The following is a 14,876-nucleotide window of genomic DNA, read 5'->3' on the forward strand; positions in this document are numbered from 1 at the left end:
TTTTACCCTGGAGGTGCGAATATGTCAAAGAAATAATTGACTTTTACGAACAATGCCGTAAATTATCGCGTCGGTTTTGGGCGTCGGCTGTATTTGCCTTAAGGATCGCAACCATGCAAAATACAGCAAATACAGCCCTAACATTTTTTTGTCCCAGGAAAAGCTGCAAATGTTATCAATCAACCGAGAACAAAATCACCAAGGATGGAGTTTACATAACAAAATCCGATTTTGAGCCAAGACAAATGTTTTACTGCAATGGTGGCAAACATAGATTCTCAGAAACAGGATATTCCGATCTTTTTGGAAAGCATGGCAGTTTTAAAGAATATGAGCAAACGGCAAAGCTAAACTCTTACGGCCTTGGCACTGATGCAATTGCCGATGTACTTCAAAAAGATCGAAGGACAATTGAACAACGGCAAAAAGCTATTGGACAAAAAGGCCAGCAATTTCACCTATTTCTTTGTTTTACTATCGGACTTACCATTGTATTTCTCCAAATGGATGAACTATGGTCTTACCTTAAAAATAAAAGTCAACAATTATGGGTTTTTATCGCTCTTGAATCAACAACAAAATTCTGGATCGGTTTCGAGTTGGGTTCAAGAACAACTTACACTGCAAACCGTTTAGTAAAGGGCGTTAAAAAGTTGGGCAAATGGGGAAAAGATAATATATTAAAGGTCGCTACAGATAAATTAGCGGCTTACAAAAATGCGCTCGAAAACATTATGTCTGAGATTCCTTATGCTTACCTGCAAATTGTTAAGCGCCGCATAAAGCGTAGGCTTGTAACAGTTAAAAAATATTTTGTGAAAGGTACTGTAAAAGATTTCCCCGGAAAAAGCCAAAACACCTCATTTATTGAGAGACTGAACCTTACCCTGAGGCAACATATCTCCTATCTTCAGAGAAAAACCCTGGGGTATTGCAAGAACAAGCTGAATTTTAGTAATGTAATGTGGATTAACTTATTCAACTATAATTACATACAATTTCATAAGAGCTTACGAATACGAATTAACAATGAAAACGAGAAATTTATAAAAAAGTATAACCATAATACACCAGCAATGCAGATGGGACTTACGAATTCTCCACTAAACTGGAGATATCTCATTACAGTCCCAATACCTTGTAAGTAGCTGATTTTTCGAACCTGCATTGTTTTGTAGGGACTACCGATTTTCGGGAAAAGTCCCTGTTTGGCCAATTGTTGAATGCAGCGATTGAAAAAATTTTCAATTTTTCTGGGGGAAATCCTGACAATGTGTTTGGCAACCGTATCGACACATAAAGCACCTCTGAATGCAGGCACATAAGTCTTGCGAAGTTTTTCGCCCCGCTTACAGCTGCCATTTTTTACCTGATATGCATTGAAGCCGCACATGCTCATAAGGAGTTCATCAGTGAGCAATAAATCGGTTATTTGATCCATTTTTTTAATGGATCCGACGACTTTCATTAAGTAAACAAGAAGTATCTGCGCAAAAGGGACATTTTTTTTTATTGATTTTTTGGATCAAGGTGTTTCAGAAAAGGAAATACTTCAATGCCCTGCAGATAATTGAAGAAGGAATCAAACAAGGTAGCCTCATCCATGGCATAGACCACGTCCATTTCGTGGCGATGAAAAAGGTAGTCTGCAACCTTGCCGTCATTCCGCTCTGCGGTGTGCCAAAAAAGTCGTTTACAGAGTGTGTCTTGTAATTGTTCCCTCGAAGCCATGCAAAATATTAAACACAAATCGGAGGGCATGTCAAATGGGGGTCGTCAAACCCTCAATAATTCCAAGTAGTTATGGACGATTTTTTATTTGACGCATACCCCTCCCTGGTTTGTATATGATTGTGCACTCACGCCCTCCTGAGCGCCTGAGAACAGCATTGTATGGCAAATTAAAAAACGCGGTGCAAAATCAATATGTTGAATTTTTTTTAAAAAAATGCAATTTTTTTCGATCCTTATATCGGAGTTTTAGTTACTTCTCAGCAATTCTAATTATGGTATATTTTTATCTATATATAGATTATGAAGCATAGCGTTGCTACAATATGATGTGCCACAACCTTCCAAAATTAGAATTGCTGCTGTCGAGTTAAACATCAATTGCCAGATGTCGCCGGACAAGAAGTTCTTCTTGAATATTCCAATCAACTGTATTTACAAGCGAATCAGATCGACGAACCAGACGCTTGAGAGGGACTGGGCAGGGTCGCGCCGCTTTTGAAAGGCAGTCTTTAATAGATAATATGCCAACGCTTCCACTTGAACAAATGACGATCAAGGAGAAGCTACAGGTCATGGAAGAGTTTTGGAGTGATCTTTGTTGTAATCAAAACTATATTCCGGTTCCTCAATGGCTTGATGCATACATTCCCAGGCAGAGCCTGGGAATGTATGCAAATGGGTAAGGATAAACAGATAACCCATTGAAATTATTTATGTTACAATCTATCCCCCCGTCACACCGGGTTTGCAGACATATAGGAATTATTGGATAAATTTGTCGCCATATTTTCTTTATAGCCGCCTGCATTAGCTGCTGTACTATCAGCGACCTTGAATATCCCAGCGGTTGCGGCCAGCTCTTCGGCTCGCGCGGCATTCTGTTGAACTACCTGGTCCATTTCAGACATACCCTTACTTGTTTGGGAAATACCCTCGGCCTGTTCGTTTGATGCTACTGTTATCTCATTCACTAATGCCCCAACTTTTTGGGCATGTTCCTTCACCTTGGAAAACTGCTCATTGGTACTCAAAGCCAGAGAAGCTCCATTGCTGACCTTTTTGGCGGTTTCATCAATAAGCGCACTCGTCCCTTTGGCTGCCTCAGCAGACCTCAGGGCAAGGTTTCTCACCTCCTCCGCCACCACGGCAAACCCGGCCCCTGCTTCTCCTGCCCTTGCTGCTTCGACCGCAGCGTTTAATGCCAGCAGGTTGGTCTGAAAAGCAATCTCATCAATTGTCTTGACGATATTCTGGGTCTCATCGCTTGCCCTTGAAATAGCATCCATGGATTTGGTAAGCTGGTCCATGGAGCCGGCGGCCTCTGTAACCACCAGGACAACGTTATTCGTCAATTTGTCGGCCTGGCCTGCGTTGTCGGCATTCTGCTTGCTCATAGAGGATATCTCCTCAAGCGCTGCGGATGTCTCTTCCACAGCAGCCGCCTGTTCTGATGCGCCTTCGGCAACCTGTTGAGAGACTTCTATCACCTGGCCGATGTTCTCTCCCATTTTTTCGCATATAGCATTCATGGAGTCCATTAGTTGCCCGATTTCATCAGCCTGATCAACTTGAATTCTTCCGCTCAGATCTCCATTTGCAATATGTTCTGCAAAAGCCTTGGCTTCTGTTGCCGGGATTATTATCATCCGGGCGATATAAAACATACACAGTCCTGTAAGTGCAAGGAACACTATTGCAAGGGTAATCATCAATTTCTTGGTGAAGATTCCTGCACCGTATACAATAGGGGCAAATTTACAGCTATTAACGGTAATCTGGCGCACAGCTTCAGTAAATTCCCGTTTAAACTGCTCAAGCCCTATAGAATTGTTCCTGAAACTGTCTATTACATTTTTAACTACTCCGCAGTCCTTGATATCCTTTGCCGATGCATCGAAGGCCCCGCCAAATCCGAACCAGGTAAACAGAGCCTCCTCTAAAAAATTTGTATCATCAAAGACGGCAACCGGCTGTTTCAGCGTATTTTCCAATAATTGCCGTACTCCCATACTTTGTGGCGCATCAGCTTCCCGGTTGAGCAGATCTTCCGCCCTGACCAAGGCACCCTTTGAACCCTCTTCCATGAGGGATACATATTCCTGTGCTCTGAAATAAAGAAGCGTGGAATACTCAATGTGATCTCTTTCAATTTTTTGAAGGTGATTTGCCTTGTCGATCTCCATCATTCCCCAGATGGAAATAATTGCTGTCAACAGAAGCATTAATCCGGCGCACATAAATTTTGCCTTCAGTGTTAAATTTTTGACTATGTTGCCCATTTTTCCTCCCCATTAATTGAGTGATGATTTGTTATATGTATTCATTTACGGTTGACAGTAAATGAATACAAATTATTTTTACTGATCCGATACAGCAGAACATTTACAGATAGTATCGGCGCTTCCAAACTGTAACTTTAGGATTTGCCCAAAAATAAATTAACTTTTTCATACGGGGAGTTGTTGACATCCTTCATATCACTTCCTTCGCTCACAAAAATTATTCAGCTACCGATACAGTCCGGGCAGAATATCTGCAAATCATCTGAAAAGTAAGGATTGAATGTGCTCTTTTTGCATTTCCGGCATACAAGGGGATCCATGGATTTGGTGGCTGGATTATAAAACATGGAGATGTTGGTTATGCTTCTGCCGATTGAAGCCTGGTAAAGAACTTTTACGGCGGGTGTTCTTATCAACATGGCGCCGCAAAGTTCCAGGGAGACCCTGATGCTGTACTTCTTAAAAAGGTCATCTTTTTTTTTGGCAAGCTCATCCGGAATCAGGGCTATCTTCTCTTTTCGATCTGTAATTAACTGCTCTGAAAGCCCGGGCCGCTTCAGGCTCTCTTCCATTTCCTGCTGCAGGGCGGCATAATACTCATCCAGGTTTGTAACATCACGCCTGTATCTTCGGTTCATGCTGGCCTGGAAAGGTTCCAGTTCCGGGGCCAGGGCCGGGCCGGCATTTCTTTGTACGGAGTTGAGCAATGTTTTAATTTTTTCTTCTGAAAAATTAATTTTGTTCTTATTCAGCTTAAATTTTTTTTCGACATCATCCAGAACCCAAGCCATTGCCGGAACTTCTGATCCTGTTTCCAGGTTGAAGACAAATGCGAGCAGGCCCTCTTTCTGCTCATCGCTCTGGGCAAGATACTTGCATTGTAGCAAGATATATTCTGTCATTACCCGGGCAGTACAATCGACATGCCCAACGGCATTGCTGAAGGCAAACAGTTCTTTTATCAGCCTGTTAAATCCCTGGGTTTTCAGATACTGGAAGTTCAGACGACAAACAGAGATTGGAAGTTCCCGGCAGGCTGAATTGACAATTTTGTCAAGTAAGGGAGAACCGTAACTGATCTTGTGATCTCCTTTTGAATCCGCTCCAAATTGCAGATTCAGGTATTCAGGCTCGGAAAGCTCTGCCGCAAGCTTCTCAGGCAGGAGCGCCTCCAGGCCGTCCTGATTATTTACGGCCTCCCCGCCATGGGATTTAATAAATTGTTCGACAAATAATTTTAACTGGTTGTCAGTATCAAAGCTCATAATTTTCACCAAAAAGCTGGTCATCAAGTTCCCTGGTTTTAGTATACTGGATTTTTGAACGTTTAATCCTGGCGCCAAAGTTGCCGAATTCTTTGTCCCGTTCCTTTTCAGAACCTGAATTGACCCATATGTCATAGACCATATCTTCAAAATCCTTTTCTCCGCGCACCCGGCCCAGGATCATATCTATTTCACCGATGACCATCTCAAACATATTGATTTTCCGGTCCAGAATTTCCAGGATATAATCTTCAACGCTTCCAAGGGCACAAAAATTATATATCATGACTTCCTTCTCCTGCCCTATCCTGTGAATCCTGCCGATCCTCTGTTCAATTTTCATGGGGTTCCAGGGGAGATCATAATTGACCATCTGGTGGCAGAACTGCAGGTTTCTTCCTTCTCCGCCGATTTCTGTTGAAACCAGAATATCCTTTTCCTCTTTAAAAAGCCTGATGGCTTCATCCTTTTTTTTGTTGTCCATGCTGCCGTGGAAGAGCGCGTGGGGAATATTATGCCAAGCTAAAAATTCCGAAATCTGCTCCATTGAGCCTACATATTTGACAAAGATAATTTTTTTGCCTTTTGCTTTTTTTATCAGTTTAAGAAGCGCTTTGTTCTTGCCTGTTTCCCCTGTTATGGATCGGCAAAGGTTGTGGATCGGCTCAATTTTATCATGAAAATCTTCTAATGAATATTTGCCGTCCCGGATAATGCGATAAAGCGTTAAATCAAGAGCCTTGGGAGATGAACCCGCTTCTGCCAGGAGGTTTTTCAGCAGAAGTCTGCTCCCGCTTCTTCCGGTCTGGTTGATATGACTGACCAGGTCAGTCACCATTGTATAGAGCTTTTTCTCACTTGCCCCGGGTTCCACCCGGACCGTATAAGCAAACCTGGGGGGAATATCTATCCTGGCCAGGGATCTTGTATTCCTTATCATAACCCGGTCGAGGAGGCCTTTAAGCCTGTTTCTGTTCTGGGGACTGGTGGGATTTCCCTTTGTTACGAATTCCTTTCTAAAATCCGATGCTGTTTTAAGAAGGCCCGGTTTGAGCAGGGTTATGAGATTGTACAGCTCCATGAGATTATTCTCCACCGGTGTGGCCGTAAGCAGCAGGAGAAACCGTTTTTTAAGCGAATTTACAAGCTTCCAGTTCAGGGTGTTTTTATTTTTAAGATGGTGGGCCTCATCCACAATTACCATGTCATATTCCTGTTCCGTCACCTGGCTGAAGTTCTTTTTTGACTTGGCCTGGTTAATGGATGCCAGAACAAAATCAGACTGCCAGAATCCGTTTTTATTTTTCAAATCCTGGTCATCTGTGGAAACAAAATCAAGATTGAATTTGGCGGCAAGCTCTTCCTTCCACTGGCTGACAAGGGGTGTCGGAGTAAGAATCAACGCATTTTTCACCATTCCTCTTTCAATATATTCTTTTAGAATAATTGAGGCTTCTATGGTTTTACCAAGCCCCACCTCATCGGAAAGCATGGCGCGGCCCCGGAAACTTTTTAACACCTTGCGGGCAGTCTCCTCCTGGTACCAGAAAGATCTGACATTGCTTAGCTGTGACAGGCAGATTAGATTCTCAAAGGAATCCCGGAAACGGATCCTGTAACCTTCCATGGCCAGTTCCAGCACCTCAGGCGCCGCCGCTGAGGCCGAAGAAAAAGCAGCCTGAAAAGATTGGGTATCAAGATTTATTGATACAGGTATCTTCGGCAGAACCTGTTTTTTCGGTACCTTGTCAGAGACAGGATCAGGATCAGGGTCAGAGGCAGGGATTCTCTTTTCAGCGTCGGCCTGTTTTTGATCTTTTTTTGATACAGGCGATTTAGAGATCTCTTGCTTCTCTGCCATATGTTTTTCATTTTCCAGGCATGCCTGGCAGAAGCGTTGGCAATCGATCAGATAAGATTTTATCTTACGTTTATTTGCAATTTTAATTTCAGGAAGTTTTGCAAGATAGATTTCTGAAATTTGCAGGGCATTGTGATAATCGCGGGTGTCTATAAGAGTGCGCACAAAAAAAGAAGCATCCTCGTCATCAAGCTGCCCAATGTTGTACAACCGGGTGTACCCGCTCAGGACTACATCATTCCTGTCAAGTTTTCGCCCGACATCAACAAGTCTTTGAAGATATGTTTTGTTTTGAGGATCAGTTTTCAAAGCCTTTTGTATGTTAGCAAACGCCCTTTCATAATCACCCGAGTTCCAGTAAAACCTTGCTTCCTCGGCATAAAATTCAGATTTCATGCTCCTGCTGGATGAAACTCTGACTTTTTCTTTGGTTAGCCGGCGGTTTTTCTGTTTCGCCTTCCGTTTTGCTTTTCTTTTTTCCGCTTTTTTTGTAGCCATATCAGCAAATAAGTATTTTAATTAATGGTAATGTGATCTTTTCTTCGATTAATATAATAAATCAGGATGAAATAAAAGATTAAAAAACGGGGTCAGGTATGCTGTTTATTTTTGAATAGCATGAAGAAAAGATCGGATAAAAATATAACGCAGGTTTGTTGCAGTTTGGGATAGGCTTTGAAAGTTTTATCGACTGGATGAAATATATACCTCGGAAGGTTATATAGACCGTCAGATAATTACCCGATTTTAAAATTTGGCACAAGGCCGGAGGGGGTTTGATGTGACGGTCTATAAATTGCGTTTTTTTCGGTGAGCAATGATCATCAAGAGCAGGGTTACCCCCCCCTATTCCTGGCGTATTAAAGATAAAATTTCGGCAGCAGATTCTACATTTTCCAATTCCATAACTCTTTCAATTACCTTTTTGGCTCTGCCAGGGGAAAGACCGGATGTAATCATGAATTTATCTTTAAGTTCCCCGGCTGTTAAAGGATTATCAGAAGAGCCTTTGGGAGCTGAAGTCTGCCCTTCATATATTGTACCATCTTTCATGTGTACTTTGACATGGGAACTTAAACATATATTAAAAAATCCATGGGTCGTTATTTTTTTTCTTAAAGCTTCTATTTCAGGACTGGAGAGCTTTTCTTCCGTAAGATTTTCTGTTGTCACTTTTCCCTCGGCAAGGGATAATGCTGCCAGGAAATAAATACTGAATCTAGCCTCATGCAGAGTTTCCGGTTTTACTCGACCTGCCGCATCAAGGGGTAAATTATCAATTTGAATTTCAACTTTATCCACATCAGAAATGAAAGGATTATCTTTTTTCTGGATCTCAACCATGAGATCTATAGTTGAATGGACTCATAACGGAGCAGGATATGTTTTAAAACAGACTTCCGAAAGATAAAATTTTTCTCCCAAATCCTTTACAATAACTTCATGATCAGGCTTCTCAGCAAACAGATCAAAAAAACCATGCTGACCATCAAAAATATCAGAAGAACTGTCAACGCCTTCCTGGGCAAATAAACAGGCTGTCAGCCCATCGGAGGCTGCTTTACCAACATGGAAAGCTTTTGACATAGTTCCAAACACATTTCGCAGACCTCCACCGGAAGTGCCGGCTATTCCAAGAGCATTAACGATTGTAGCCGGGTCAAGATTCAAAAGACTTGCAACCCCGGCAACTGCCCCGAATCGTCCTATGGTAGAGGTGATATGCCAGCCTTTGTCATAATGAACACGCCCCACTCCTTTGGCAAGTCGTAAGCTTATATCAATAGCAAGAATAATTGCCTTTAAAAGATCTTTTCCATTTGATTGCCGGTATTCAGCAATAGCCATAATCGCGGGCAAACTTGGGGATGTTGTATGTATTAAGGTAGCCATGTGATAATCATCAAAATCCAAGGCATGGGACAGCATGCCATTCATAAGGGAAGCATTTTGAAGATTAGCCTTTTCACCGACTCCAATTACGGTAGACTGATCTTTTGTGTCAAAATTGGATAAATATTTTTTTGAAACGTCTCCGAATTCACTCTTTGACCCTGCAATAGCAACTCCTAACCAGTCAAGAAAACAGAGTTTCCCCATTTCCAACACATCGTCAGGCAACTGGTCAAATTCTGTTCCAGCTACATATTCTGCAATCTTCTTACCAATATTCATCTCTTTTCTCCTAATTTCGTAACCGTTCACGGTTACAAGCGGCATAATTTCCTGTTTATAAATTGAATCTCAGGCCATCAACGTAAGGCGGGACAGCTACTTTGGTGGATTCGTCGCTTACGCTCCTTAATCCACCCTACGGTTCAAGAGCAACGTAAGTTTGTAGGGTGGATTAAGCGAAGCGAATCCACCGAAACCTGCTGTATTTTTCAACCGTTAACGGTTACCTAATTTCTATAGATAAACCTATAAAATTCATTTAAATAAATATCTATACAAAACGAACCTTTCATTTATTATGTCAAAAAAACAACGCTGTCAAGATTGCACTAAAACTCCGATATAAGGATTTTTAAATAAAGAGGTAGCTTTCAACGCCTACGTTACGAGGGGTTTTAAAGCGCGTACAGGCGCGTAATTGCATAAATAGAGGTGTTTGTATGACTGCGTGGCTATCAAGTTTACTTAATTAACATATTGATATAATTAGTATTTTATACTATTATCTTTGCTTAAATCCTTATATCGGAGTTTTAGAGATTGCATAATTTTGCCTGTTGCCAAAAACATATTCCTGATACATATTTAGAAACGAGGACGAAATAACTTCTCAAAGCCTTAAAAAAAAGCAGAAACAAAAGGTTGATAAAACACCCTGCTTTAATTATGGATAAATAATGGTAAACAGCATCCATTTTTTGATACGATTGGCATTGATAATAGCTTTAGGTAGTCCCTACAAAACAATGCAGGTTCGAAAAATCAGCTACTTACAAGGTATTGGGACTGTAATGAGATATCTCCAGTTTAGTGGAGAATTCGTAAGTCCCATCTGCATTGCCGGTGTATTATGGTTATACTTTTTTATAAATTTCTCGTTTTCATTGTTAATTCGTATTCGTAAGCTCTTATGAAATTGTATGTAATTATAGTTGAATAAGTTAATCCACATTACATTACTAAAATTCAGCTTGTTCTTGCAATACCCCAGGGTTTTTCTCTGAAGATAGGAGATATGTTGCCTTAGGGTAAGGTTCAGTCTCTCAATAAATGAGGTGTTTTGGCTTTTTCCGGGGAAATCTTTTACAGTACCTTTTACAAAATATTTTTTAACTGTTACAAGCCGACGCTTTATTCGGCGCTTAACAATTTGCAGGTAAGCATAAGGAATTTCAGACATAATGTTTTCGAGCGCATTTTTGTAAGCCGCTAATTTATCTGTAGCGACCTTTAATATATTATCTTTTCCCCATTTGCCCAACTTTTTAATGCCCTTTACTAAACGGTTTGCAGTGTAAGTTGTTCTTGAACCCAACTCGAAACCGATCCAGAATTTTGTTGTGGATTCAAGAGCGATAAAAACCCATAATTGTTGACTTTTATTTTTAAGGTAAGACCATAGTTCATCCATCTGGAGAAATACAATGGTAAGTCCGATAGTAAAACAAAAAAATAGGTGAAATTGCTGGCTTTTTTGTCCAATAACTTTTTGCCGTTGTTCAATTGTCCTTCGATCTTTTTAAAGTACATCGGCAATTGCATTAGTGCCAAGGCCGTAAGAGTTTAGCTTTGCCGTTTGCTCATATTCTTTAAAACTGCCATGCTTTCCAAAAAGATCGGAATATCCTGTTTCTGAGAATCTATGTTTGCCACCATTGCAGTAAAACATTTGTCTTGGCTCAAAATCGGATTTTGTTATGTAAACTCCATCCTTGGTGATTTTGTTCTCGGTTGATTGATAACATTTGCAGCTTTTCCCGGGACAAAAAAGTGTTAGGGCTGTATTTTGCATGGTTGCGATCCTTTGAATAGAGTTTTAACCGTGCTCTACAAAATATATTGCTTTTAGTCTATAGCAATCTTAATTTTTAGTAAAAATCTTTTTTATTCATGTTTTCAGAGACACTTTTTAATCACCTGCATTGTTTTGTAGGGACTACCGGATATAGATTGTCAGGTAATTAATATTATATTATAAGGATAGAGGACAAAACTTGCAAGAGGTGTGCTTGCATAGATAGCCGCTGATATGTCATCAAAAAAAAATAAATACAATGGAATTAACTTTTTAAATTCTATTGAAAAAACTGTATCAGATTATAATATGCTGCAACTTGGGGATTCTGTGCTGGTAACTGTTTCAGGCGGCCCTGATTCTGTGGCTCTTCTCCACGTTATGCTTGAATTGTCCTGTATCTTTTCATTAAGATTGGGAATAGCACACCTCAACCACTCTTTAAGGGGCAAAGAATCCGACAAGGATGCTATCTTTGTTGAGTCTATGGCACGTAGACTTGATCTTCCTTTTTATATTAGCAAAAAAGATGTCCGAGAATATCAGGCCGATAACCGTCTCTCCCTGGAAGATGCAGCCAGGCGTGTGAGGTATTCTTTTTTCTACAAAACAGCTGAAAATCACGGCTTCACCAAAATAGCGCTTGGTCATCACGCCGATGACAATGCCGAACTTGTTCTTATGAATATTTTACGCGGAGCGGGTCATCAAGGTATATCAGGAATACCGCCCGTAAGAGAAAGTTTGGCAAGTGGAAAAATTATCATACGCCCCCTTATAAGGTTAACAAGGGAGGAAATCTTATTTTTTTTAAAAGAAGAGGATTTGGAATATGTTACGGATCAATCTAATTATGACACCAGCATGATCAGGAACCGGATACGTTGTAATTTAATTCCGGAATTAAAAGATTCGTATAATCCCAGGATAATTGAAGCGCTTAACAGGCTTTCAACAATCGTCAGAACTGAAGAGATATGGATAGATAATTTAATTGATTCCATACTTGAAAAAAACAGCATCCCCATAAAGGATAATGAGCTGGAAATTTCAATACCTGAAATAGAAGACATAGATGTTGCGGCGCTCAGGAGGATTGTAAGAAAGATCATTAAAATAATAAAAGGAGATCTTAAACGTATAACCTTATCGCATATTGATTCTATAATAAATCTTCTTAAAGACGGGTCTTCCTCATGGAATATAGATTTGCCGGAAAGAATAAGAATCCGGAGAGATTATGATATTCTATTTATTTCAAAAGAAAAAAAACCGCTGCGGGAATCAAGGCCTGAATTTTATGTTAATGAACTGCCGGCCTTTGAATATATTATCCCGCAACCTGAACATGAATCCCCTGTTTTACTGTTTTTGGATAGATTAAATATTTATATGAAATTTTCTGTTATAGATAATATTAGCTTTACAGTTTTATGCAACCATGGAGATAAAACAGCTTTTTTTGATATGGACGGTTTAAGCTTTCCATTGACGGTGAGAAATTTAAAACCGGGTGATCGTTTTCATCCTTTGGGTATGAAAGGCGCCCAGAAGGTAAAAAAATATTTTATAAATAAAAAGGTAACCAGAAAAAATCGTGTAAGCACACCTGTCCTGCTCAGTTTTAACAAAATAATCTGGCTTGTTGGACATCAGATTGATGAATCTGTAAAAATTAAAGATTCAACAGAGAAAGTGCTCAGTGTTGAACTTCTCCGATAGGTTGCCGGGAGGCTCAATCCCTTTCATGTGCCATTAAATTGCTGCTAAGGGCTCGATAGGTCACCTTTTGCTTGCTAAATCATCAATAATGATTAAAATAACTATTTTTATTAACACTCTTTCCGGGAGGTACTTTTAGTTGAATGCTTTTTATAAAAACCTGGCCTTGTGGATCGTCATAACATTAATGATGATCATGCTGTATAACCTTTTTAACCAGCAGCGGGTGTCAGAGACAAATATAAATTATACCGACTTTCTTTCAATGGTTGATTCCGAGCGGGTAAGGGGGGTCACTATCCAGGGGCAGGAGCTGTATATTACAGATACTAACGGAGCGCGCTTTAAGGTTTTTGCTCCACAGGACGGAGATCTGATAAAAATATTGAGGACAAAGGGGGTGGCGATTAACGTAAAACCTCCGGTCGAGTCGCCCTGGTACATGTCAATTTTTATTTCCTGGTTTCCTATGCTTGTTCTTATAGGCGTATGGATTTTTTTTATGCGCCAGATGCAGGGAGGCGGGGGAAAAGCCATGTCCTTCGGAAAGAGCAGAGCGCGACTCCTGTCGGATCAGCTTGATAAAGTTACTTTTGAAAATGTAGCAGGTATTGATGAGGCCAAGGAAGAGCTTCAAGAGATAATTAATTTTTTAAAAGAGCCGAAAAAATTTACGCGTCTGGGAGGACGAATACCAAAGGGTGTGCTTTTGATGGGATCGCCGGGCACGGGGAAGACACTTCTGGCAAGGGCTATTGCGGGAGAGGCTGATGTCCCATTTTTCAGCATCAGTGGTTCGGATTTTGTTGAGATGTTTGTGGGAGTCGGAGCGTCCAGGGTCAGAGATCTTTTTATACAGGGGAAAAAAAATGCGCCATGCATAATTTTTATTGATGAGATTGATGCTGTGGGAAGACATCGCGGCGCCGGCCTCGGCGGGGGTCATGATGAAAGGGAGCAAACCTTAAACCAGCTCCTGGTGGAGATGGACGGATTTGAATCTAATGAAGGCGTCATCCTTATTTCCGCAACAAACCGGCCGGATGTGCTCGATCCTGCTCTTTTACGGCCCGGACGATTCGACCGCCAGGTAGTCGTTCCCCTTCCGGACATAAAAGGCCGGGAAGAGATACTTAAAGTGCATATGAAAAAGACACCGATCGACTCTGATGTGGATAAGGTTGTTCTTGCAAAGGGAACCCCCGGTTTTTCAGGCGCTGATCTTGAAAATCTGGTTAATGAAGCTGCTCTTCTTGCGGCTAAAAGAGATAAAGAGAAGATCGGCATGTCTGATCTGGAGGATGCCAAAGACAAAGTCTACATGGGGCTTGAGCGTAAATCGAAGGTAGTTAAGGAGGAAGACCGAAAGATTACAGCATACCATGAAGGCGGGCATGCCCTTGTCGCCAGATTCCTGCCTGATACTGATAAGGTTAATAAGATAACCATTATTCCCAGGGGACGCGCTGCCGGTGTAACATGGTTTTTGCCTGAGGAGCGTGATTTCAAGTTTAAAGATCAGCTCGAGAATGAACTTTCCGTAGCATTCGGAGGCCGGGTGGCCGAGGAGATAGTATTTAATCGTTTAAGCACAGGCGCTTCGAATGATATCAAACAGGCAACAGATATTGCTCAGAGAATGATACGTTCCTGGGGCATGAGTGAAACCCTCGGCCCTTTGTCATACGCAAAGGATGAGGAACAGATTTTTTTGGGGCGGGAAATATCCCAGCACAGGGATTATTCCGAGGAGACCGCCAAAAAAATCGACGAAGAGATCAACAGTCTGATAAAAAAGGCTTACAAAACAGCGCAGAAGGTGTTGAATGAAAATCTGGATATCCTTCACAAGCTGGCGGAACTTCTTCTTGAAAAGGAGACTGTTATGGGCGCAGAGCTTGACAGTCTGATAATTTCCATGAAACCTGAATTTGAGCAGACCGTTAAGGACAACGATCAGGGAGCAGACAGCACGAATTGAGCAGGCAAAAATATATCATTTCCTGGGGCAAGCATACTCTGAAACTCGGGGATAAAACCCG

The 14,876-nt window shown here is 41.1% G+C and carries 12 protein-coding genes; 4 read left to right on the forward strand and 8 right to left on the reverse strand.

The window, feature by feature from the left end; all coding sequences use genetic code 11:
• Positions 1-113 precede the first annotated feature (113 nt).
• Positions 114-1,148, forward strand: coding sequence for an IS1 family transposase (locus tag BuS5_RS03130; protein WP_274427993.1), 1,035 nt, complete (start codon positions 114-116; stop codon positions 1,146-1,148).
• Between the two features lie 361 nt (positions 1,149-1,509).
• Here BuS5_RS03130 and BuS5_RS03135 read toward each other — a convergent pair whose 3' ends face one another.
• Positions 1,510-1,731, reverse strand: a complete 222-nt coding sequence (locus BuS5_RS03135; RefSeq protein ID WP_274427994.1) for a hypothetical protein — start codon at positions 1,729-1,731, stop codon at positions 1,510-1,512.
• 524 nt (positions 1,732-2,255) lie between these two features.
• Here BuS5_RS03135 and BuS5_RS03140 point away from each other — a divergent pair.
• Positions 2,256-2,417, forward strand: a complete 162-nt coding sequence (locus BuS5_RS03140) for a hypothetical protein (protein WP_157487466.1) — start codon at positions 2,256-2,258, stop codon at positions 2,415-2,417.
• 51 nt (positions 2,418-2,468) lie between these two features.
• Here the strand turns inward: BuS5_RS03140 and BuS5_RS20210 are convergent, their stop codons facing one another.
• The 7 genes from BuS5_RS20210 to BuS5_RS03175 form a co-directional block, all read right to left on the reverse strand.
• Positions 2,469-4,013, reverse strand: coding sequence for a methyl-accepting chemotaxis protein (locus BuS5_RS20210; RefSeq protein WP_051375134.1), 1,545 nt, complete (start codon positions 4,011-4,013; stop codon positions 2,469-2,471).
• Between the two features lie 224 nt (positions 4,014-4,237).
• The gene (locus BuS5_RS03150; protein ID WP_157487467.1) at positions 4,238-5,281 is read right to left on the reverse strand and encodes a hypothetical protein; all 1,044 of its coding nucleotides are present in this window, start codon (positions 5,279-5,281) and stop codon (positions 4,238-4,240) included.
• Positions 5,271-7,640 (reverse strand): SNF2-related protein, encoded by a 2,370-nt coding sequence (locus BuS5_RS03155; protein ID WP_027354880.1) that lies wholly within the window; start codon positions 7,638-7,640, stop codon positions 5,271-5,273. The genes BuS5_RS03150 and BuS5_RS03155 overlap by 11 nt, the downstream gene beginning before the upstream one ends.
• 348 nt (positions 7,641-7,988) lie before the next feature.
• Positions 7,989-8,495, reverse strand: a complete 507-nt coding sequence (locus BuS5_RS03160; RefSeq protein ID WP_255342836.1) for an MmgE/PrpD family protein — start codon at positions 8,493-8,495, stop codon at positions 7,989-7,991.
• 12 nt (positions 8,496-8,507) lie between these two features.
• A complete protein-coding gene (locus BuS5_RS03165) occupies positions 8,508-9,317 on the reverse strand; it encodes an MmgE/PrpD family protein (RefSeq protein WP_027354882.1) in 810 nt (269 codons plus the stop codon).
• Positions 9,318-10,083: 766 nt separating this feature from the next.
• Positions 10,084-10,821 carry an IS1 family transposase gene (locus BuS5_RS03170; protein WP_338000285.1) on the reverse strand — a complete coding sequence of 246 codons (738 nt, stop codon included), beginning with the start codon at positions 10,819-10,821 and terminating at the stop codon, positions 10,084-10,086.
• 15 nt (positions 10,822-10,836) lie between these two features.
• Complete coding sequence (locus BuS5_RS03175; protein ID WP_274427995.1) at positions 10,837-11,109, reverse strand: hypothetical protein; 273 nt, start codon at positions 11,107-11,109, stop codon at positions 10,837-10,839.
• 237 nt (positions 11,110-11,346) lie between these two features.
• Here BuS5_RS03175 and tilS point away from each other — a divergent pair, with 237 nt between their 5' ends.
• Both tilS and ftsH read left to right on the forward strand, forming a co-directional pair.
• The gene (gene tilS, locus BuS5_RS03180) at positions 11,347-12,834 is read left to right on the forward strand and encodes a tRNA lysidine(34) synthetase TilS (RefSeq protein ID WP_027353899.1); all 1,488 of its coding nucleotides are present in this window, start codon (positions 11,347-11,349) and stop codon (positions 12,832-12,834) included.
• 139 nt (positions 12,835-12,973) lie between these two features.
• Positions 12,974-14,815, forward strand: a complete 1,842-nt coding sequence (gene ftsH, locus BuS5_RS03185) for an ATP-dependent zinc metalloprotease FtsH (protein ID WP_084445920.1) — start codon at positions 12,974-12,976, stop codon at positions 14,813-14,815.
• Positions 14,816-14,876: the final 61 nt, after the last annotated feature.

The sequence above is a fragment of the Desulfosarcina sp. BuS5 genome, assembly GCF_028752835.1.
Lineage (GTDB): Bacteria > Desulfobacterota > Desulfobacteria > Desulfobacterales > BuS5 > BuS5.

Excerpts from the sequence above, each read along its gene's own strand:
- BuS5_RS03140 (WP_157487466.1), top strand. The coding sequence starts at position 2,256 with ATGCCAACGCTTCCACTTGAACAAATGACGATCAAGGAGAAGCTACAG.
- BuS5_RS03150 (WP_157487467.1), bottom strand. The coding sequence starts at position 5,281 with ATGAGCTTTGATACTGACAACCAGTTAAAATTATTTGTCGAACAATTT.
- BuS5_RS03165 (WP_027354882.1), bottom strand. The coding sequence starts at position 9,317 with ATGAATATTGGTAAGAAGATTGCAGAATATGTAGCTGGAACAGAATTT.
- BuS5_RS03175 (WP_274427995.1), bottom strand. The coding sequence starts at position 11,109 with ATGCAAAATACAGCCCTAACACTTTTTTGTCCCGGGAAAAGCTGCAAA.
- BuS5_RS03130 (WP_274427993.1), top strand. The coding sequence starts at position 114 with ATGCAAAATACAGCAAATACAGCCCTAACATTTTTTTGTCCCAGGAAA.
- tilS (WP_027353899.1), top strand. The coding sequence starts at position 11,347 with ATGTCATCAAAAAAAAATAAATACAATGGAATTAACTTTTTAAATTCT.
- BuS5_RS03135 (WP_274427994.1), bottom strand. The coding sequence starts at position 1,731 with ATGGCTTCGAGGGAACAATTACAAGACACACTCTGTAAACGACTTTTT.
- BuS5_RS20210 (WP_051375134.1), bottom strand. The coding sequence starts at position 4,013 with ATGGGCAACATAGTCAAAAATTTAACACTGAAGGCAAAATTTATGTGC.
- BuS5_RS03155 (WP_027354880.1), bottom strand. The coding sequence starts at position 7,640 with ATGGCTACAAAAAAAGCGGAAAAAAGAAAAGCAAAACGGAAGGCGAAA.